Genomic DNA, 19,201 nt, shown 5'->3' with positions numbered 1-19,201 from the left:
AGCCAAACCGAAGCCTGACCAGTCCGGGGTATAAATCATAATTGGCACTGGCTTATCAAGCACCCTGTTGAGTTCTCAAAGAACAACCACACACCGCCCAGAAACCCCACACCGTGGAGCACCCGACCCGGGGCATTTCGTTCACCGCGTCCGGCGCTTTCCGCGCCGGGCACTTTTACTACGTTACCCGGTAGTTTCCGCCGTGTCAAACCGCTTCGTAGCGATCCGCACCACTTCAACCTAATTTCCGGGCGCCACGCGGCATCGGCTTGCGCCGTTGTCGATCGTGACTTCCGGCAGGCCGGCCGCTGCGGTCTCCCGCGAGCTCGCCCGGTTCCCTACCGGCGATGAACCATACCCGGTCGGCTCCGCCTCGCCAAATCCGCCTCGCGGCGGATCCGGGGCACCGCCCGGTCACGGGCCGGTGAGTGCAACTCGCCGGACCCGAAAGCTCGTTGCCGCGCCCGGCCGCCGGTTACTTTGCCCCGGTTCGTCCGTTCCGCGCTGGCAGAGAGAAAGTTACGCCCCCGGCGGATCGATCGTCAAATCCACCGGGGGCGTCCCGCGTCACGTCGGGACCGTACGGCTAACCGCGCAGCTCGACCCCGGCGAACGACCGCTTGCCGCGACGCAGCACCAGGTACCGGCCGTGCAGCAGGTCACCGGGGCCGACGGTGGCGTCGGTCTCCGTGATCCGGGTGTTGTTCACGTAGGCGCCGCCCTCGGCGATCACCCGGCGCGCCTCCTTGAGGCTCGGCACCAGCCCGGAGTCCCGGAGCAGCCCGGCGACGTCGGGCAGCTCGTCGACGTGGACGAGGCCGGCCTCGGTCAGCGCGGCCCGCAGCGTCGCTGGCGCCAACCCGTCCAGGGAGCCGCGGCCGAAGAGCGCCTGGCTCGCGGCGACCACCTGTGCCATCTCCCGTTCCCCGTGCACCAGCGTGGTCAGCTCTTCGGCGAGCGCGCGCTGCGCCGCCCGGCCCGCCGGCCGTTCGGCGGTCTCCTTCTCCAGCGCCTCCAGCTCGTCGCGGGAGCGGAAGCTGAAGTACCGCAGGTAGCGGCCCACGTCCCGGTCGTCCACGTTGACCCAGAACTGGTAGAACGCGTACGGGCTGGTCATCTCGGGGTCGAGCCAGATCGCGCCGCCCTCGGTCTTGCCGAACTTCGTGCCGTCGGACTTCGTCACCAGCGGCGTGGTGAACGCCTGCACGGGCCCGGCACCGCGCCGGCGGACGTAGTCGACGCCGGCGGTGATGTTGCCCCACTGGTCCGAGCCGCCGAACTGGAGCCGGCAGCCGTGCCGGCGGTGCAGCTCGAAGAAGTCGTTGGCCTGGAGCAGCTGGTAGCTGAACTCGGTGAAGCTGATGCCGCTCTCCAGCCGCGCCTTGACGACCTCCCGGGCCAGCATCTTGTTGACCGGGAAGTGCTTGCCGACGTCGCGGAGGAACTCGACCACCGACATCTCGCCGGTCCAGTCCAGGTTGTTGACCAGTTGCGCCGCGTTCTCCCCCTCGTACGAGACGAAGGGGGCGAGCTGGTCGCGGATCCGCGCCACCCAGCCGGCGACCACCTCGGGCGGGTTGAGGCTCCGCTCGGCGCTCTCCTTCGGGTCGCCGATCTGGCCGGTGGCACCGCCGACGAGCAGCAGCGGCCGGTGCCCCGCAAGCTGGAGCCGACGTGCCGTGGCGACCTGCATGAGGTGGCCGACGTGCAGGCTCGGCGCCGTCGGGTCGAAGCCCACGTAGTAGGCGGCGGAGCTGCCGTCGAGCAGCGCACGCAGCTCGTCGAGGCCGGTGGAGTCCTGGATCAGGCCCCGCCACCGCAGGTCGTCGGTCAGGGAGTCCCGCCCGGGCGGCGGGGGGCTGCTGTCGGTCACGGTCACCGATTCTCCCCCATGACCGGGGACGGAGCGTACCGGGTTTGCCGGGTGGCCGGCGGCGTAGGCTGGCGGCGTCGTGATCAAGGAGGGAAGGCCGTGGACATGCCGGATCTGACGGGTGGCTTCGTCGCCCTGCTCGGCCTCAAGCTCGACGAGGTCGACGGCGACCGGGTGGTGATCCGTTGGCAGGTCCGCCCCGAGCTGCACCAACCGTTCGGCATCCAGCACGGCGGCGTGTACTGCTCGGTGGTCGAGACGGCCGCCAGCATCGGCGGGTCGCTGTGGCTCGGCGAGCGCGGACGCGTCGTGGGCGTGTCGAACCAGACGGACTTCCTGCGCGCGGTCCGCGACGGCGAACTGACCGCCGTGGGCACCCCCGTGCACCGGGGGCGCAGCCAGCAGCTCTGGCAGGTGGAGATCACCGACGCCGACGCCCGGCTCGTGGCCCGCGGCCAGGTCCGGCTGCAGAACCTCTACCCGGCCTGACCCGCCGAGGCGCGTGACGGCGCCGGCCGCAAGGCGGCAGCGGGGGCGCGTCAGCCCCGGGCCTCGTCCAGCACGGCCTCGGCCTCGTCGGGCGCCGGCTCGGCCCCCCGGCGCAGCCGGACCCCGACGATGGCGCGGTGGTCGATGCGGGTCACCTCCAGCTCCCAGCCGTCCACGACGACGCTCTCGCCCGCCACGGTGGGGATGTGGCCGAGGCAGGCGAGCAGGAGGCCCGCGATGGTGGTGTAGTCGCCGCCGGGCCGGCTGGGCAGCTCGACGCCCAGATCGACGAGGTCGTGCACGGGGAAGGTGCCGGGGAGCAGCAGGGCACCGTCGGGCTCGGTGCGCACGGAGCGCACGTCCCGGTCGGTCTCGTCGTAGATCTCCCCGACGATCTCCTCAAGGATGTCCTCCAGGGTGACGATCCCGTCGACCGCGCCCCGCTCGTCCACCACCAGGGCGATGTGCTGGCGTTCGGCCTTGAACTGTCGCAGCGCGTCCACCACCGGCAGGGAGTCCGGCAGCAGCATCGGCGGGCGGGCGCACTCGTCGACCGGCCGGTCCTCGGGGACGCCGACGAGGTCACGCAGGTGGATCACGCCGACCGCGTCGTCGAGGCCGCCGTGCCGGACCACCGGCGCCCGGGAGTGGCCGGTGGCGGCCAGCAGCAGCCGCGCGGCCTCCGCCGTGGTGCCGCTGTCGAGCGTGAAGACCTGCAACCGGGGTACGAGGACCGCCCGCAGCTGGCGGTCGGCGATCTCGACGGCGCCGGCGATGATGGTCCGCTGCTCCTTGGTGAAGCCGTGGTTGCCGGCGACGATGTCCCGCAGCTCGTCGGGGCCGATCTCGTCGGGCTCGTGCTTCGGGTTGAGCCCGACGAGGCGTACCACCAGGTCGCTCGTGGCGCCGAGGGCCCAGACGGCCGGCCGGGTCACGGAGGAGAGCAGGTCGAGCGGGCGGGCCACCAGCAGGGCCCACCGCTCGGCGGCCTGCATGGCGATCCGCTTCGGGGCCAGCTCGCCGAAGACCAGGGTGACGAAGGTCAGCGCCAGGGTGACCGCCACGATCGCGACGGTCTCGGCGGCGCCGCCGAGCGCGCTGAGGAGCGGTACGAGGGGCTTGGCCAGCGACACCGCCGCCGCGGCGGAGGCCAGGAAGCCGGCGAGGGTGATCCCGATCTGGATGGTGGCCAGGAAGCGGTTCGGGTCCTTGGCGAGCCGGGCCAGCACCCGTCCGGCCCGGCTGGTGCGTTCCAGCCGCTGGATCTGGCTGTCCCGCAGCGAGACCAGGGCCATCTCGCTGCCCGCGAAGACCGCGTTGAGGACGACCAGGACGCCGACCAGGGCCAGTTGGGTCCAGATGCTCTGCACGCCCGGCTCTCCTCACGCGGGACAGGTGCCCGCCGGCACGACGGGCACCGCCGGCCGAAGGCCCCGGCCGGCGTAGGGCACTCTGTGCCCACCGGACCGGCCGGCGAATCCTCGCCCCGGGCGGGATGTGATCAGATCCGCCCGGCGACCGGCGGGGCGGGCAGGTCGAGGGCGTACGAGCGGCCCTCGGGGCGGAAACCCAGCCGGTGGTAGTACGGGGCGACCATGCCGGGCGGGGTGATCACCCGACGGAAGCCGCGGTCGGTGAAGAGGCTGCTGCGCCGGTAGACGAACTCGCCCGGGGTGAAGTCCCGGAACCGCCGGGTCACGTAGTCGAGGTCGACCTGCGCCACGCCGTCGGCCTCGGCGTGCGACAGCACCACGCCGACCACCTCGTCGGCGCGTACGACCAGGAACGCCGAGCGTTCGGCGGCGGTGCCGGGCGGCCAGCGGAAGCCGGGGTTGAACCGGGCGATGTCGGCGGCGTGCACACTCAGCGTGTGGGCCAGGAACTGGTCGTCGACGCCGACCTCGACCACCTGGTAGGTGGCCTCGTCGTGGCGGGTGGCGAGCATGGTCCGCAGGTACCAGACGTTGATCACGGCGAGTACGACGTTCAGCCCGACCATGGGCCAGACCTGCACGGCGGCGTTGTAGCCGATCAGGATCAGACAGCCGACCAGGTTGAGGGCACGCAGCCGGAGGATGCGCGTCTGCAGCAGCGACCAGACCAGCAGCGCGGAGCCGGTCCAGCCGATCAGTTCCAGCCAGTTCACCCCGCGAGAGTAGTGCTCGCGCGGATGCGGTGACCCGGCGGGCGGCGGGCGGGTCAGTCGCCGGCCAGCTCCAGCACCCATTCCTCCACCTCGGTGCCCCGGCCGTTGGCGTACCCCCGGTCCTCGCCGATGACGACGAAGCCGCACTTGCGCAGCACGGCGAGCGAGGCGCGGTTGTCCTTGGCGGCGCGGGCGTGCACCGGCCGTTGGGGCAGCTCGCGCAGCAGCGCGGCGAGCGCCGCGGTGGCGTGGCCCCGGCCCCAGCGTCGCGGGTCGATCCAGTAGCTGACCTCGGTGCGCCCGTCGGCCGGGAACGCGACCACGTGGCCGACGACCTCGTCGCCGACGACCACGGTGCGCGGGACGTTGCGCTCGTCGGCGCGCACGCGGCGCCAGTGGGCGTCGAAGCGCTCCCGGTCGGCCGGGTCCTCCGGGCCGAAGGCGGCCATCCAGTTGGCCTCGGCGTCCTGCTCGTGGGCGAAGAAGTGGGGCAGGTCGTCGTCGCGGACGGGGCGCAGGCGCAGCTCGGCGGTCACGGGCCCGAGGATAGGGCCGACCACCGACAACCGGGCCGCTGGCCGCCCGGCCGGCCGGGACGCCCGGTGGCCCGGTGGCGCTGCCGGATCCGCGTCGCACCGGACCGCTGGCCGGGACGCCCGGTGGCGCTGCCGGATCGGTGTCGCACCCGCGCGCCGGCCGTGGGCGGCAGGGCCGTTGGTCCCGGGTCAGTCGGGCGGAACTCCCCTGGCCGGTGCCGTCCGGCGGGACGAGGGTGGGATCGGGACGGTGCGCCGCGACGGCGCCGGCAGGGCGGAGGGCGATGTGGGACGGTGCGGAGAACGGCGGCCACGGGGGCGTACCGGTGCCCGCTGACACGTCGACCAGGCCGGCGGCCGGGCTCAGCTCGGCGGAGGCCGCCGTCCGACTGCGCGCGGACGGGCCGAACGCGGCGGTCGCGCCGGCCCGGCGCCGTCTGGGCGGGCGCGTCCTGCACCAGCTCAGCGACCCGTTGGTGGCGCTGCTGCTGGCCGCCGCCGTGGTCACCACCGTGCTGCGCGACTACCCGGACACCGCGGTGATCGTGCTGGTGGTGCTGGTGAACACCGCCATCGGCGTGGTGCAGGAGGTCCGCGCCGACCGGGCGATCGCCGCGTTGGACCAGCTCGCCGCGCCCACCGCACGGGTCGTCCGGGACGGCCGGGACGTCGTCCTGCCCGCCGCCGACCTCGTCCGTGGTGACCTGGTGCGGGTCGAGGCCGGCGACGTGGTCCCGGCGGATCTGCTGCTCGCCGAGGCGGCCCGGCTGAGCGTCGACGAGTCGGCGCTGACCGGGGAGTCGGTGCCGGTGACCCGGGCCGTGGGCGAGGAGGCCAGCGCGGGGACCGTGGTCACCACCGGGCGGGCCACCGGCACGGTGGTACGCACGGGCGCCGCCAGCGCGCTCGGCCGGATCACCGCCCTGGTGGCGTCCACCCGGCCCGCCGCCACCCCGTTGCAGCGCCGCCTCTCCGCGCTCGGTCGGGTGCTCGGTTTCGCCGCGGTGGTGCTCTCGGGGCTGGTCTTCGTCATCGGCGTCGTCGGCGGGCGGCCGGTGGTCGACATGGCGGTCACCGCGGTGAGCCTCGTGGTGGCGGCCGTGCCCGAGTCGCTGCCGGCGGTCGTCACCCTCGCCCTCGCCCTCGGCGCCCGCCGGATGGCCGGGGCACGGGCCATCCCCCGCCGGCTGCACGCGGTCGAGACGCTCGGCTCCGTCACCGTCATCGCCTCCGACAAGACGGGCACGCTCACCGAGGGCCGGATGGCGGTGCAGCACGCCGTCACCGCCGTCGGCTCCCGCTACGGCGTCACCGGCAGCGGTTACGCGCCGCAGGGCGCGGTGCACCAGGGGGGCGCGCCGGTGGCCGTACCGGACGACCTGCGCAGCCTGGCGCGCGCCGGGCTGCTCTGCAACGACGCGACCCTGGCTACGCCCACCGACGAGCGGCCGGAGTGGGCCGCCGTCGGCGACCCGCTGGAGGCGGCCCTGGTCGCCTTCGCCGGCCGGTGCGGCCTCGACCCGGAGCTCACCCGGTCGGCGTGGCCGCGCGTCGCGGAGCACCCCTTCGACCAGGAGCTGCGCCGGATGACCACCGTGCACCGCTCCTGCGACCGGCGGTACCTGGTGGTATGCAAGGGCGCGCCGGAGAACGTGCTGGCCGCGCCGCTGGTCGACGCCTCCGCCGAGGAGATCGCCGAGCTGACCGCCGTCGCGCACCGGCTGGCCGCCGAGGGGCTGCGGGTGCTGGCCATCGCGTCCGCCGTGGTGGACGCCCCGCCGGCCGATCCCGCCCGGCCGGTCGGGCTGCGGCCCGTGGGGCTGGTCGCCGTCGGCGACCCGCTGCGCGCGGGCGCGGCCGACATCGCGGGCAGCTTCGACGACGCCGGGGTCCGGCTGGTGCTGATCACGGGCGACCACCCGGCCACCGCCGCGGCGATCGGCGGCCAACTGGGGCTCTGGCGCGAGGGCGACCCGGTGGTACGCGGGGACGACGGCGACCCGGCGCGGGCGCACCCGCAGGCCCGGGTGTTCGCGCGGACCCAGCCGGAGCAGAAGCTCGACATCATCGCGGGCCTCCAGTCGCGGGGGCACGTGGTGGCGATGACCGGCGACGGGGTGAACGACGCCCCCGCGCTGCGTCGCGCCGACATCGGGGTGGCGATGGGCGGTGGCACGGAGGTCGCCCGGCAGGCCGCCGACCTGGTGCTCGTCGACGACGACCTGTCCACGGTGGCCGCCGCGATCGGTGAGGGTCGCCGCATCTACGACAACATCCGGCGGTTCCTGCGCTACGCGCTCTCGGGCGGGGTCGCCGAGATCGCCGTGATGCTGCTCGGCCCGCTGTTCGGGCTGGCCGTACCGCTGCTGCCGGCGCAGATCCTCTGGGTGAACCTGCTCACCCACGGTGTGCCGGGGGTGGCGCTGGGCGCGGAGCCGGCGGAGCCCGGCACCCTGCGCCGGGCGCCGCGCTCCCCGTCGGAGTCGGTGCTCGGGGCCGGCCTGGGCCGCGACGTGCTGGTCACCGGCGGTCTGATCGCCGCCGTGGTGCTCGGTGCCGGCGTGCTCGCCGCGCACTGGGACCGGCCCTGGCAGTCGGTGGTCTTCGTGGTGCTCGGCCTGGCCCAGCTCGGGGTGGCGCTCGCGGTCCGCGCGCCGCGACCGCGCGGGGCCCGGCGCGGCAACCTGGCGCTGCCGGTCGCGGTGGCGGTCTCCGCGCTGCTCCAGGTCGCCGGGGTGCTGCTGCCGCCGCTGCGGGAGCTGCTCGGCACGCAGCCGCTCGGCGCGGCGGAGCTGCTGGCCTGCGCCGCCGTCAGCGTGCTGCCCGGGCTGGTGCTGCGGCTGGCCCGCCGCCCGGGTGGCGGCGACGGCCCGGCGGACGCGCCCCTGCGGGACGGGAGCACGCGGGGTCCGGACGCGGTGGCCGGTGTCGGTCGGCCCGCGCGGCGCGTGCCGGTGTCGGACGGCCCGGCCGGTGACCGCCAGCCTGCGATTCGGGACCAAGGTCCCGCTGGTCGGGACGACCGCCTCTGACGGGTAGCGTGCGGACGAAGCAGGCTGAAGGTGGACGAAGGAGGAGTCGATGACCATGAACACCGGTGCCCCCGTCGTGGTGGGTGTGGACGGCTCGGCCGCCGCGCTCGACGCGGTCCGGGTGGCGGCGCGGGAGGCGGCGGAGCGGCAGCGCCCGCTGCGGGTCGTGCACGCCTTCATCTGGCCCCTGACGCGCGCCCCGCTCGGTGCCGCCGAGGGCGCGCCGGCCGGCGCCGGTCTGCGCAACCAGGCCGAGCGGTACGTCGCCGAGGCGATCGCCGAGGCCACCAGGACCGCCCCGGACGTGCCGGTGACCGGCGTGGTGGTCGACGGCGCGGCGACCCCCGTCCTGCTCGGGGAGTCCCGGAACGCCGCGCTGCTGGTGCTGGGCCACCGGGGCCTGGGCGGTTTCGCCGGGCTGCTGCTCGGCTCCGTCACCGTGCAGGTCTCCGCCCACGCGCAGGTCCCCGTGCTCGTGGTGCGCGGCGAGCAGCGCGCCGACGGCCCGGTCGTGGTGGGCGTCGACGGCTCCGAGTGCTCCCTCGAGGCCGTCGCGTTCGCCTTCGAGGAGGCGAGCCGCCGGGGTGCCCCGCTGCTCGCCGTGCAGGCCTGGCTCTATCCCACGCCGGTCGGCCCCGGTGACGTCCTGCCCCTGGCGTACGACCTGGACGCCTACGCCGCGGACGAGGAACGCGCCCTCGCGGAGTCCGTCGCCGGCTTCGCCGAGCGCTACCCCGACGTGCCGGCGCAGCACCGGCTGGTCCGGGGCTCCCCGGGCGGCGTACTGGTGGAGGAGTCGAAGAAGGCCCAGCTGGTGGTCGTGGGGGCGCGCGGCCGGGGCGCGCTGGGCGGGCTGCTGCTCGGCTCGGTCAGCCACGCGGTGCTGCACCACGCGCACTGCCCGCTGGTGATCGTGCGGCACCCGAAGCGGGCCGACGCGTCCTGATCCGGTCACCGCACCGCGACGCCGTCGCGTCGGCCGCTCCCCCGGCCGGCGCGACGGCGTCGACGCAAATGCCGGCGGGTCGGCGGTGCCCCGTCGACAATGGCCTGATCGATCTCTGGAGGGCTCATGAACCGACCCGTGGTGGTGGGTGTGGACGGATCACCGGCGAGCCTGCTGGCGGCGGAGCACGCCGCCCGGGCCGCCGTGCTGCGGTCCCGCCCCCTGCACCTGGTGCACGGCTACCTGCATCCGCTCGGTTACGGCGTGCCGGTCAACCCGTACGACCTGGGGTTGCCGGCGCCGACCGAGGAGGCGCAGAAGATGTTGGAGACGACGGCCGCCGACCTCGCCGAGCGCTGCCCGGGGCTGACCGTCGAGGTACGCCAGGTGGCGGGCGGGCCGGGTGCGACGCTGGTCGAGGAGTCCCGGCGGGCCGAGCTGGTGGTGGTGGGCAGCCGGGGGCTGGGCGGCTTCGCCGGGCTGCTGCTCGGCTCGGTCGGCACGCAGGTGGCCGCCCACGCGCACTGCCCGGTGCTGGTGGTGCGCCCCGCCGAGGAGCCGATCCCCGTCGCCGGGCCGGTGCTGGTCGGGGTGGACGGGTCGGAGCCCGCCGAGCTGGCGGTCGGGTACGCGGCCGACGAGGCGGCCCGCCGGGGCGACGGGCTGGTGCTGTTGCACGTCCAGCCCCCGGACCGCGCGCCGGCGGACGGGGCAACGGACACGCACGCCGCCGAGCTGCTGGCCACCGCCGCGGCGGCCGTCCGGGGCAGCCACCCGGGGCTGGCCGTGGAGGAGCGGGTGCTCCGGGCGCCGAAGGCCGAGCAGGCACTCGTCGAGGCCAGCGGGGACGCGGCGCTGGTGGTGGTCGGCTCCCGGGGCCGGGGCGGGTTCGCCGGGCTGCTGCTCGGCTCGGTCAGCCAGGCCCTCGTGCAGCACGCGCACTGCCCGGTGCTGGTGGCCCGCCCGTACGGTCACGCCCGCTGACGTGCCCCGACCCGCCGGCCCCGGGCGGGGCCGGCGGGTCGGCGGCGATCAGTGGTCCCGACCGCCGAGCAGCTCGTCGAAGCTGGTGGTGAGGGCGAACGGGTCGGCGGGGCCGGTGGACGCCGGCTGCCGGTGGACCTGATCGGCCAGCTCGCCGCCGGCGCGGACGATCCGCGCCCGCAGCGCGCCGTCGGCGGACCCGGCGGACCAGTCCTCCGGGGCGGCGAAGACCGCGGTGGGGACCACGACGGACCGCAGGTGGGCGAACATCGGACGCAGCGCGTGCTCCAGCGCCAGCGAGTGCCGGGCCGTTCCACCGGTGGCGCCGACCAGCACCGGCCGGTCCGCGAGTGCGCCGGATTCGACCAGGTCGAAGAACGACTTGAACAGCCCGTTGTACGAGGCGTGGAAGATCGGCGTGACGGCGATCAGCCCGTCCGCGCCGGTGACCGTGTCGAGCACCTCCCGCAGCGCGGGCGACGGGAAGCCGGTCAGCAGGTGGTTGACGATGTCGTGGGCGTGCTCGCGCAGCTCGACGGGGCGGACGTCGACGTCGTCGCCGCGCCGGGCCAGCTCGTCGCGGGTGGCCGCGGCGAGCTGGTCGGCGAGCAGCCGGGTCGACGAGGGCCGCCCCAGCCCGGCCGACACCACGGCGAGGGTGCGGCGGGTCATCGGCCCGCTCCCGTCCCGGCACGATCCGCGGCGTCGCCGCTGGTGGCGGCGTCCCGCAGGGACGCGTGGGTGGGCGCGGCCGGCACGTGCGCCGGGCGCAGCGACTCGAACTCCTTGCGCAGCACGGGGACGACCTCCTCGCCGAGCAGGTCGAGCTGCTCCAGCACGGTCTTCAGGGGCAGGCCGGCGTGGTCCATCAGGAACAGCTGGCGCTGGTAGTCGCCGACGTAGTCGCGGAAGCCCAGCGTACGGTCGATGACCTGCTGCGGGCTGCCGACGGTCAGCGGGGTCTGCGCGGTGAACTCCTCCAGCGACGGGCCGTGCCCGTAGACGGGCGCATTGTCGAAGTACGGCCGGAACTCCCGCACCGCGTCCTGCGAGTTGCGCCGCATGAACACCTGCCCGCCGAGGCCCACGATGGCCTGGTCGGCGGAGCCGTGACCGTAGTGGGCGTAGCGCTGCCGGTAGAGCCCGACCATCCGCTGGGTGTGCTCCTTCGGCCAGAAGATGTGGTTGGCGAAGAAGCCGTCGCCGTAGTAGGCGGCCTGCTCGGCGATCTCGGGGCTGCGGATCGAGCCGTGCCAGACGAACGGCGGCACGCCGTCGAGCGGGCGCGGCGTCGACGTGAACGACTGCAACGGGGTGCGGAAGCGGCCCTTCCAGTCGACCACGTCCTCGCGCCAGAGCCGGTGCAGCAGGTCGTAGTTCTCGATGGCGAGGGGGATGCCGTTGCGGATGTCCTGGCCGAACCACGGGTAGACCGGCCCGGTGTTGCCGCGCCCCATCATCAGGTCCACCCGACCGTCGGCGAGGTGCTGGAGCATCGCGTAGTCCTCGGCGATCTTCACCGGGTCGTTGGTGGTGATCAGCGTGGTGGAGGTGGAGAGCAGCAGGCGCTCGGTGCGGGCGGCGATGAAGCCCAGCATGGTGGTGGGCGACGACGGCACGAACGGCGGGTTGTGGTGCTCGCCGGTGGCGAAGACGTCGAGGCCGACCTCCTCGGCCTTGAGCGCGATCGTGACCATCGCCTTGATCCGCTCATGCTCGGTCGGCTCGCGACCGGTGGTCGGGTCGACCGTGACGTCGCCGACGGTGAAGACTCCGAACTGCATGACCAGCTCCTCGCGTTGTCCCTGGCCGGGGCCGCTGCGGCGCCCGGACGCACCGCACAACATGTTTGACGAGTCAACTATTCCGCCACCGGAGGCACCGCCGGTGGCCGCCGCCACGCCTCCCACGCCCTGCACGTCGATCACGCGGCGGGCGTGCCCGGACAGGTCAGCGGCTACGCGGCACGTGCCGGCGGTAGGCGCTGACCGTCGGGTCGCCGGCGATCCAGAACCGCCACGGCACGTCGTGCGCGCCGGTGACGCCGACGCGCGGCCCGGCGGCGACCGCCTCGCCGGGCACCGGCACGTCGGCCGGGCGCAGGCGGACGGGACCGTCGCCGAGCAGCCAGCGGCCGTAGGCGCTCTTGTCGATGCCCAGGGCCGCGCAGAGCCGGGCGGGCCCGCGCGCGAGATCGACGTCCCGGCGTACGGCGGGGCGCCGGGCGCGGGCCGTCTCGACGCCGTCGACCACCTCGCCCGCGCGCAGCAGCACCGCCGAGGCCTCCCCGTCGGGCCCCGTGACGACGTTAATGCACCAGTGCATGCCGTAGGTGAAGTAGACGTAGGCGTGCCCCGCCGGCCCGAACATGACGGCGTTGCGCGGGGTGCGGCCCCGGTGCGCGTGCGAGGCCGGGTCGCCGGCCGTCCCGGCGTACGCCTCGACCTCGGTGATCCGGACGGTCACGTCGCCGGCGGTCAGCCGGCAGCCGAGCAGGCCCCGGGCGGCCGGCACCACCGGGCCGGCGAGCAGGTCGGCCAGCCCCGCGAGATCAGCGGGCCGGCGCTGGGAGTACGCCACCACGAGCACGACCCTATCCGCTGGCGCCACCCGACGCCGAGCAGCTATCAACATTCCGTTGACAACGTAACGTTGACGTGATGGAGTGCTCGCATGACTGACTCCTTCACCGGTCCCGACCCGAGCCGGGCCAGGGCACACCGCACCTACGAGGCGCTGCACCGGATCACCGAGCGGCACGCCGGCACCGAGACGCGGCGCCGCCGACACACCAACCCCTACGTACCGGACACCTACGAGGCGGTCGCGCTCGTCACCGCCCTCGCCGCCGGCGGGGCCGAGGTCGAGCCCGACGAGGAGCCCGTCGACGAGGCGGACCTCGTCGCGGCGCTCACCCTCGTCCCGCACCTGCGCGCCGAGGTCGACACGATGGAGGCGGGGCTGCTGACGCTGGCCCGCAGCCGCGGACTGACCTGGCAGCAGATCGCGTACGGGCTCGGGCTGGGCAGCGCGCAGGCCGCCAAGCAGCGCTTCGAACGGCTCTCCGCCCGCACCGCCACCACCGAATGACGCCGCCGATGGACGAGACTGGGCGCGGGATCGGTGTCGAGGAGGACGCGATGACGCGCGAGGAGATGCTGGCGTACTGCCTGGGGAAGCCGGGAGCCTGGCTCGACCGGCCGTGGGAGGGCGACGAGGTGGTGAAGGTCGGCAGCCGGATCTTCGCCTTCCTCGGCTCCGCCGGGGGCGACCAGCCGACCGTCGGGGTGAAGTGCGGCCCGAGCCGGGACGTGGCCGACGAGTGGCTGCACCGGCACCCGGGCGACGCGCGGCCGTCGCCGTACATCGGGCGCGCCGGCTGGAACACGCTGCGCCTGGCCGGCGGGATCGACGAGGAGGAGCTGATCGAGGCGGTCGACGCCTCGTACGACGCGGTGGTGGCGAAGCTGCCGAAGCGGGAGCGCCCCGCGGGCTGAACCCCGCGCGACGCCGACGGCGCCGCGCGGGGTCGGCGACTCAGCGGGGTACGACCCGCTCGGCGGCCCACTCCCGCCAGGTGGCGAGCTTGTCGGCGGCGGCGGCGAGCTGGTCGGCGACCGGCCCGGGACCGGTCGAGCCGGGCGTGATCCGGGCGGCGAGCGCCGAGCGGACGGAGAGCACGTCGCGCACCGACGGGTCGAGGTGCTCGCTGACCGCGGCGAGGTCGTCGTCGCTGACCTCGTCGAGGGCGCAGTCGCGGGCCACGCAGAGCGCCACCAACCTGCCGGTGATCTCGTGCGCGTCGCGGAACGGCACGTTGCGGCGCACCAGCCAGTCGGCGACCTCGGTGGCGAGGGAGAACCCGACCGGCGCGGCGGCGACGAGCCGGTCGGCGCGTACGGTCATCGTGGAGATCATCCCGGCGAGCGCCGGCAGCAGCAGCTCCAGGGTGTCGACCGCGTCGAAGGCCGGCTCCTTGTCCTCCTGCATGTCCCGGTCGTAGCTCATCGGCAGACCCTTGAGCATGGTGAGCACGCTCATCAGCCCGCCGACGAGCCGGCCGGACTTGCCCCGGGCCAGCTCGGCGATGTCCGCGTTCTTCTTCTGCGGCATGATCGACGAACCGGTGGCGAACGCGTCGTCCAGCTCCACCCAGCCGAACTCCTGCGACGTCCAGAGCACCACCTCCTCGCCGAGGCGGGACAGGTGCACCCCGATCAGCGCGGTGACGAACAGGAACTCGGCGACGAAGTCCCGGTCGGCGACCGCGTCCATCGAGTTGGCGAAGGACGTGCGGAAGCCCAGCTCCTTGGAGACGGCCACCGGGTCCAGCGGCAGGCCGGAGCCGGCGAGCGCGCCCGCGCCGAGCGGGCTGACCGCCGTGCGGTGGTCCCAGTCGCTCAGCCGCTCCAGGTCACGCAGCAGCGGCTGCACGTGGGCCAGCAGCCAGTGCCCGAACGTGACCGGCTGGGCGTGCTGCAGGTGCGTCATGCCGGGTGCGGCGGTCTCCACGTGCCGCTCGGCCTGCTCGACCAGGGCCTCGGCCAGCTCGACCAGCCGACCGGCCACGCCCCGGGCGTGGTCGCGCAGGTAGAGCCGCAGGTCGGTGGCGACCTGGTCGTTGCGGGACCGGCCGGCGCGCAGCTTGCCGCCGAGGCTGCCGAGCCGCTCCAGCAGGCCGCGTTCCAGGGCGGTGTGCACGTCCTCGTCGTCGACCGTGGGACGGAACTGCCCGGAGGCGCAGGCGGCCTCCAGGTCGTCCAGGGCGGCGAGGATCCGGCCCAGTTCGTCCGGGTCGAGCAGGCCGGCGCCCGCGAGCACCCGGGCGTGCGCCCGGGACGCCGCGATGTCGTACGGGGCCAGCCGCCAGTCGAACTGCACGCTCACCGACAGGCGGGCCAGGGCCTCGGCGGGGCCGCCGGCGAATCGGCCGCCCCACAGGCTCGTGCGGTTGGTGGCGGCGCTGTTCTCGGTCAGGCTCTTGTCGTCCACGGCGCCCATTCTGGTGGTCATGGTCAGCAGCCGCCCAACCGGGCGTCCCGTGCGGCGGCCATCTCGCTCGGCAGGCCCCAGAGCCGCACGAAGCCCTTCGCCAGGGACTGGTCGAAGGTGTCGCCGGTGTCGTAGGTGGCCATGCCGAAGTCGTAGAGGCTGGCCTCGGAGCGGCGTCCGGTGACGGTGGCCCGGCCGCCGTGCAGGGTCAGCCGTACCTCGCCGGTCACGTGCCGCTGCGCGTCGTCGATGAACGCGTCCAGCGCGCGCTTCAGCGGCGAGAACCACAGGCCGTCGTAGACCAACTCCCCCCAGCGCTGGTCGACGCCGCGCTTGAACCGGGCCAGGTCCCGCTCCACGGTCACCGCCTCCAGCTCCTGGTGGGCCGTGATCAGCGCGATCGCGCCCGGCGCCTCGTACACCTCGCGGCTCTTGATGCCGACGAGGCGGTCCTCGACCATGTCGAGCCGGCCGACGCCCTGGGCGCCCGCGCGCCGGTTGAGCTCCCGGATCGCCTGGTACGGGGTGACGGTCTCGCCGTCGATCGCCACCGGCACGCCGGCGTCGAAGGTGATCACGACCTCGTCGGCGTCGCGTTCCTGCGCCGGGTCGCAGGTGTACGAGTAGAGGTCCTCGACTGGCGCGTTCCAGATGTCCTCCAGGAAGCCCGTCTCGACGGCGCGGCCCCACAGGTTCTGGTCGACGGAGTACGGGGACTTCGCCGACACGTCGATCGGCAGCCCCTTCTCCTCGGCGAAGGCGATCGCCTTGTCCCGGGTCCAGGCGAAGTCCCGGGCCGGCGCGACGATCCTCAGGTCGGGGGCGAGCGCGCCGAGGCCGACCTCGAAACGGACCTGGTCGTTGCCCTTGCCGGTGCAGCCGTGCGACACGATGGTGCCGCCGTGCTTGCGGGCCGCGGCCACCAGGTGCTTGACGATCAGCGGCCGGGACAGCGCGGAGACCAACGGGTAGCGGTCCATGTAGAGCGCGTTCGCGCGGATGGCCGGCAGGCAGTACCCGGCGGCGAACTCGTCGCGCGCGTCGACCACCTCCGACTCCACGGCGCCGCAGTCCAGGGCGCGCTGCCGGATGGCGTCGAGGTCCTCGCCGCCCTGCCCGACGTCCACCGCCACGGCGATCACCTCGGCGCCGGTCTCCTCGGCCAGGTACGGGATGGCGACGGAGGTGTCGAGCCCTCCGGAGTAGGCGAGCACAACCCGCTCGGTCATGGTGTGGTGTTCCCTTCGACGTTCTCTTCGCGGCGGGCCCAGCCGGCGAGCTTGTCGCCGAGTGCGGCCCCGCCGACGGCCTCGCGGGCCACGACGAGGATGGTGTCGTCGCCGGCGATGGTGCCGACGATCTCGGGCAGGCCCGCCCGGTCCAACGCGCTGGCAAGGTAGTGGGCTGCGCCCGGCGGGGTGCGCAGTACGGCGATGTTGCCGCTGGCGTCGACCCCGTTGAGCAGCTCGCGCAGCAGCCGGACCAGCCGGGCCGGTGCCGCCTCGGCGTCACGCAGCGGCCGGTGGCCGTCCTCCGGGATGAGGTAGACGGCCCGCCCGTCGCCGCCGCGCGCGGTGACCGCGCCCAACTCCTTGAGGTCCCGGGAGAGGGTGGCCTGGGTGACCTGGATGCCGTCGCCGGAGAGCAGGTCGGCCAGCTCGGTCTGCGAGTGGATCGCCTTCTCGCGGATCAACTCGACGATGCGGGCGTGCCGGGCGGCACGGGTCAGCGGGGCGGTCATGGTGTCTCCCTGGTCACGGCGACGCCCGGCGCCGCCGCGTCCGGGGCGGCGGGCGCGGCCCCGAGGAGGAACGTCAGCAGCGCCTTCTGGGCGTGCAGCCGATTCTCCGCCTGGTCGAACACGACGCTCTGCGGGCCGTCGAGCACCTCGTCGGTGATTTCCTCGCCCCGGTGCGCGGGCAGGCAGTGCAGCACGACGGCGTCGGGCGCGGCGTGCCCGAGCAGCGCGGCGTTGACCTGGTACGGCAGGAACGGGGTGATCCGGTCCAGCCCGTCGTCCTCCTGCCCCATCGAGGTCCAGGTGTCCGTGGCGACCACGTCGGCGCCGGCCACCGCCGCCACCGCATCGGTCAGCGCCTGCACCGAACCCCCGGTGCCGGCGGCGATCTTCGCGGCCCGGGCGACCACCTCCGGGTCGGGGCCGAAGCCCGCCGGCCCGGCGACCCGGACGTGCATGCCGGCGGTCGCTCCGGCGAGCAGGTACGAGTGGGCGAGGTTGTTCGCCGCGTCGCCGACGTACGCCAGCGTCCGCCCGGCGGTGCCGCCGCAGTGCTCGCGGACGGTGAGCAGGTCGGCCAGGAGCTGGCAGGGATGGAAGCCGTCGGTGAGCGCGTTGACCACCGGCACGCTGGCGCCGTCGGCCACCTCGGCGATCCGGTCGTCGCCGTGGGTACGCAGCACGATCGCCGCCACGTAGCGGGACAGCACCCGGCCGGCGTCGGCCAGCGTCTCGCCCCGCCCGAAGTGGGTGACCTGGGTGTCCACCACGAGGGGATGTCCACCCAGCTCGGCGATGCCCACGTCGAACGAGAACCGGGTGCGCAGGCTCTGCTTGTCGAACAGCACCGCCACCGACCGGGGCCCGGCCAGCGGCCGGTGACCGAACCGGTCGGCCTTCATCCGCGCCGCCAGATCGAGCACGGCCGACTGCTCGGCGGGGCTCAGGTCGTCGTCCCGCAGGAAGTGCCGGATCACGCCCCCGCCTCCGTCGTACTCGACATCGCCACGGTGGGCGCGGTGGGCGGCGTCGAGATCTTGGTAGGTTCCGGCCCCTGGAGGGGCCGTTTCTCACCAAGATCTGGTGCAGAGTCGGCGGCGCTGGCGGCGGCAGCCGGGGATGCGCCGGCAGCCGCCGGGACGGAGGCGGCGGCAGGGACGGAGGCCGCAGGGGCAGGGGCAGAGGCAGAGGCAGGGGCCGGGACCGTGCCGGCGGCGGCCGGGGACGCCGCGTCGAGGGCGGCCGGGAGGGCGGCCAGGAAGGCGTCGGCCTGGGCGACGGTGAGGATCAGCGGCGGGGCGAGCCGTACCACGCCGGGCTGCACCGGGTTGACCAGGAAGCCGGCCTCGCGCAGCGCCTCGGCGAGCACCTTCGAGACGGGCGCGGCGAGCACCACGCCGAGCAGCAGGCCCGCGCCGCGTACGCCGTCGACCAGCGGGTGGCCCAGCGCCTCGATCCCCCGGCGCAGCCGCTCGCCGACCCGCTTGACGTGGTCGAGCAGCCCCTCGCTGGCGATGGTCGACACCACCGCGAGGGCGGCGGCGCAGCTCACCGGGTTGCCGCCGAAGGTGGTGCCGTGCGAGCCGGGGGCCAGCAATTCGGCGGCCCGACCGAAGGCCAGGCAGGCGCCGATGGGCAGCCCGCCGCCGAGGCCCTTGGCAAGGGTCACCACATCGGGCTCGATCCCGTCGGCCTGGTGCGCGAACCAGTGCCCGGTACGCCCGACACCGGTCTGCACCTCGTCGAGCACCAGCAGCGCGCCGTGCCGGGCGGTGATCCGGCGTGCAGCGGCCAGGTAGCCGGCCGGCGGGACCACCACGCCGTTCTCCCCCTGGATCGGCTCCAGGATCACCATCGCGGTGGCGTCGGTGACAGCCGCCTCCAGGGACGCCACGTCGCCATAGTCGACGTGGGTCACCTCGCCGGGAAGCGGGCGGAACGGATCGGCCTTGGCCGGCTGGCCGGTGAGGGCGAGCGCGCCCATCGTCCGGCCGTGGAAGCCGCCCCGGGTGGCGACCACGTGCGAGCGGCCCGTCAGCCGGGAGAGCTTGAACGCCGCCTCGTTGGCCTCCGCGCCCGAGTTGGCGAAGAAGACCCGTCCCGGCCGCCCGGCCAGGGCCAGCAGCAGCTCGGCGAGGGCCACCGGCGGTTCGGCGATGTAGAGGTTCGAGACGTGCCCGAGGGTGGCGACCTGCTTCGACACGGCGGCCACCACGGCCGGGTGGGCGTGGCCGAGGGCGTTGACCGCGATGCCGCCGACGAGGTCGACGTACTCCCGGCCGGCGTCGTCGACCACGACTGCGCCGGAGCCTGCGACGAGGGCGAGCGGCGGCGTGCCGTAATTGTCCATCATGGACTGTGCCCAGCGCTCGACGAGCGTGCTCATCCGGCGATCGTGCCTTCCTGGTTGGCGGCGGCGGAGCTGACAGGCCCGCTCCGCGCGCTGACGGTGTCCTCTTCGTTCG

At 74.5% G+C, this 19,201-nt stretch carries 18 protein-coding genes; 6 read left to right on the top strand and 12 right to left on the bottom strand.

Annotated elements, in window-relative coordinates:
- Window positions 1–586: 586 nt before the first annotated feature.
- Complete coding sequence (gene tyrS / locus ABZ573_RS23495; RefSeq protein ID WP_151455549.1) at window positions 587–1,873, bottom strand: tyrosine--tRNA ligase; 1,287 nt, start codon at window positions 1,871–1,873, stop codon at window positions 587–589.
- A gap of 105 nt (window positions 1,874–1,978) precedes the next feature.
- Between tyrS and ABZ573_RS23490 the strand changes: the two genes are divergently transcribed.
- Window positions 1,979–2,362 (top strand): PaaI family thioesterase, encoded by a 384-nt coding sequence (locus ABZ573_RS23490; RefSeq protein WP_192581459.1) that lies wholly within the window; start codon window positions 1,979–1,981, stop codon window positions 2,360–2,362.
- A gap of 50 nt (window positions 2,363–2,412) precedes the next feature.
- On the opposite strand, the gene ABZ573_RS23485 is transcribed toward ABZ573_RS23490, so the two are convergent.
- The 3 genes from ABZ573_RS23485 to ABZ573_RS23475 all read right to left on the bottom strand — a co-directional run bounded on the left by ABZ573_RS23485 (window position 2,413) and on the right by ABZ573_RS23475 (window position 5,044).
- Window positions 2,413–3,732, bottom strand: coding sequence for a hemolysin family protein (locus tag ABZ573_RS23485; protein ID WP_151455539.1), 1,320 nt, complete (start codon window positions 3,730–3,732; stop codon window positions 2,413–2,415).
- A 131-nt stretch (window positions 3,733–3,863) separates the two neighbouring features.
- Entirely contained in the window at window positions 3,864–4,508 is a 645-nt protein-coding gene (locus tag ABZ573_RS23480) for a YgjV family protein (RefSeq protein ID WP_151455540.1), read from the bottom strand.
- 53 nt (window positions 4,509–4,561) lie between these two features.
- Window positions 4,562–5,044 carry a GNAT family N-acetyltransferase gene (locus ABZ573_RS23475; protein ID WP_132240206.1) on the bottom strand — a complete coding sequence of 161 codons (483 nt, stop codon included), beginning with the start codon at window positions 5,042–5,044 and terminating at the stop codon, window positions 4,562–4,564.
- Window positions 5,045–5,370: 326 nt separating this feature from the next.
- Here ABZ573_RS23475 and ABZ573_RS23470 point away from each other — a divergent pair, with 326 nt between their 5' ends.
- The 3 genes from ABZ573_RS23470 (at window position 5,371) to ABZ573_RS23460 (ending at window position 10,006) form a co-directional block, all read left to right on the top strand.
- Window positions 5,371–8,076 carry a cation-transporting P-type ATPase gene (locus tag ABZ573_RS23470; RefSeq protein ID WP_358120911.1) on the top strand — a complete coding sequence of 902 codons (2,706 nt, stop codon included), beginning with the start codon at window positions 5,371–5,373 and terminating at the stop codon, window positions 8,074–8,076.
- Between the two features lie 49 nt (window positions 8,077–8,125).
- Window positions 8,126–9,022 (top strand): universal stress protein, encoded by an 897-nt coding sequence (locus tag ABZ573_RS23465; RefSeq protein WP_358120908.1) that lies wholly within the window; start codon window positions 8,126–8,128, stop codon window positions 9,020–9,022.
- 126 nt (window positions 9,023–9,148) lie between these two features.
- The gene (locus ABZ573_RS23460) at window positions 9,149–10,006 is read left to right on the top strand and encodes a universal stress protein (RefSeq protein ID WP_358120905.1); all 858 of its coding nucleotides are present in this window, start codon (window positions 9,149–9,151) and stop codon (window positions 10,004–10,006) included.
- A gap of 48 nt (window positions 10,007–10,054) precedes the next feature.
- On the opposite strand, the gene ABZ573_RS23455 is transcribed toward ABZ573_RS23460, so the two are convergent.
- The 3 genes from ABZ573_RS23455 to ABZ573_RS23445 all read right to left on the bottom strand — a co-directional run bounded on the left by ABZ573_RS23455 (window position 10,055) and on the right by ABZ573_RS23445 (window position 12,589).
- Window positions 10,055–10,678 carry an FMN reductase gene (locus ABZ573_RS23455; protein ID WP_358120902.1) on the bottom strand — a complete coding sequence of 208 codons (624 nt, stop codon included), beginning with the start codon at window positions 10,676–10,678 and terminating at the stop codon, window positions 10,055–10,057.
- Window positions 10,675–11,790 carry an LLM class flavin-dependent oxidoreductase gene (locus ABZ573_RS23450; protein WP_132240199.1) on the bottom strand — a complete coding sequence of 372 codons (1,116 nt, stop codon included), beginning with the start codon at window positions 11,788–11,790 and terminating at the stop codon, window positions 10,675–10,677. The genes ABZ573_RS23455 and ABZ573_RS23450 overlap by 4 nt, the downstream gene beginning before the upstream one ends.
- Window positions 11,791–11,956: 166 nt before the next feature.
- Window positions 11,957–12,589: a DNA-3-methyladenine glycosylase gene (locus ABZ573_RS23445; protein ID WP_358120899.1), complete on the bottom strand. Its 633-nt coding sequence runs from the start codon at window positions 12,587–12,589 to the stop codon at window positions 11,957–11,959.
- Between the two features lie 90 nt (window positions 12,590–12,679).
- Here ABZ573_RS23445 and ABZ573_RS23440 point away from each other — a divergent pair, with 90 nt between their 5' ends.
- A complete protein-coding gene (locus ABZ573_RS23440; RefSeq protein WP_151455545.1) occupies window positions 12,680–13,096 on the top strand; it encodes a DNA-binding protein in 417 nt (138 codons plus the stop codon).
- A gap of 50 nt (window positions 13,097–13,146) precedes the next feature.
- Complete coding sequence (locus ABZ573_RS23435) at window positions 13,147–13,503, top strand: MmcQ/YjbR family DNA-binding protein (protein ID WP_132240196.1); 357 nt, start codon at window positions 13,147–13,149, stop codon at window positions 13,501–13,503.
- Window positions 13,504–13,543: 40 nt separating this feature from the next.
- Here ABZ573_RS23435 and argH read toward each other — a convergent pair whose 3' ends face one another.
- Genes argH through ABZ573_RS23410 form a run of 5 tightly spaced genes read right to left on the bottom strand, consistent with a single transcriptional unit; the run spans window position 13,544 to window position 19,122 of the window.
- Window positions 13,544–15,007 carry an argininosuccinate lyase gene (argH, locus tag ABZ573_RS23430; protein ID WP_327031194.1) on the bottom strand — a complete coding sequence of 488 codons (1,464 nt, stop codon included), beginning with the start codon at window positions 15,005–15,007 and terminating at the stop codon, window positions 13,544–13,546.
- Window positions 15,008–15,021: 14 nt separating this feature from the next.
- A complete protein-coding gene (locus ABZ573_RS23425; RefSeq protein ID WP_327027786.1) occupies window positions 15,022–16,227 on the bottom strand; it encodes an argininosuccinate synthase in 1,206 nt (401 codons plus the stop codon).
- Window positions 16,224–16,739, bottom strand: a complete 516-nt coding sequence (locus ABZ573_RS23420) for an arginine repressor (RefSeq protein WP_358120895.1) — start codon at window positions 16,737–16,739, stop codon at window positions 16,224–16,226. Before ABZ573_RS23420 ends, ABZ573_RS23425 begins: the two co-directional genes overlap by 4 nt.
- Complete coding sequence (argF, locus tag ABZ573_RS23415) at window positions 16,736–17,713, bottom strand: ornithine carbamoyltransferase (protein ID WP_358120892.1); 978 nt, start codon at window positions 17,711–17,713, stop codon at window positions 16,736–16,738. Before argF ends, ABZ573_RS23420 begins: the two co-directional genes overlap by 4 nt.
- On the bottom strand, window positions 17,710–19,122 hold the full coding sequence (locus tag ABZ573_RS23410) for an acetylornithine transaminase (protein ID WP_358120889.1): 1,413 nt from the start codon (window positions 19,120–19,122) through the stop codon (window positions 17,710–17,712). The genes argF and ABZ573_RS23410 overlap by 4 nt, the downstream gene beginning before the upstream one ends.
- Window positions 19,123–19,201 lie beyond the last annotated feature (79 nt).

It is taken from the genome of Micromonospora sp. NPDC007220 (genome assembly GCF_040634035.1).
Classification (GTDB): domain Bacteria; phylum Actinomycetota; class Actinomycetes; order Mycobacteriales; family Micromonosporaceae; genus Micromonospora; species Micromonospora reichwaldensis.
This window is presented reverse-complemented; position numbering and strand designations above follow the sequence as displayed.

Coding starts and splice junctions, on each gene's coding strand:
- ABZ573_RS23460 (WP_358120905.1), top strand. CDS start 9,149: ATGAACCGACCCGTGGTGGTGGGTGTGGACGGATCACCGGCGAGCCTG.
- ABZ573_RS23420 (WP_358120895.1), bottom strand. CDS start 16,739: ATGACCGCCCCGCTGACCCGTGCCGCCCGGCACGCCCGCATCGTCGAG.
- ABZ573_RS23425 (WP_327027786.1), bottom strand. CDS start 16,227: ATGACCGAGCGGGTTGTGCTCGCCTACTCCGGAGGGCTCGACACCTCC.
- ABZ573_RS23490 (WP_192581459.1), top strand. CDS start 1,979: ATGCCGGATCTGACGGGTGGCTTCGTCGCCCTGCTCGGCCTCAAGCTC.
- argH (WP_327031194.1), bottom strand. CDS start 15,007: ATGGGCGCCGTGGACGACAAGAGCCTGACCGAGAACAGCGCCGCCACC.
- ABZ573_RS23410 (WP_358120889.1), bottom strand. CDS start 19,122: ATGAGCACGCTCGTCGAGCGCTGGGCACAGTCCATGATGGACAATTAC.
- ABZ573_RS23450 (WP_132240199.1), bottom strand. CDS start 11,790: ATGCAGTTCGGAGTCTTCACCGTCGGCGACGTCACGGTCGACCCGACC.
- ABZ573_RS23465 (WP_358120908.1), top strand. CDS start 8,126: ATGACCATGAACACCGGTGCCCCCGTCGTGGTGGGTGTGGACGGCTCG.
- ABZ573_RS23455 (WP_358120902.1), bottom strand. CDS start 10,678: ATGACCCGCCGCACCCTCGCCGTGGTGTCGGCCGGGCTGGGGCGGCCC.
- ABZ573_RS23435 (WP_132240196.1), top strand. CDS start 13,147: ATGACGCGCGAGGAGATGCTGGCGTACTGCCTGGGGAAGCCGGGAGCC.
- ABZ573_RS23440 (WP_151455545.1), top strand. CDS start 12,680: ATGACTGACTCCTTCACCGGTCCCGACCCGAGCCGGGCCAGGGCACAC.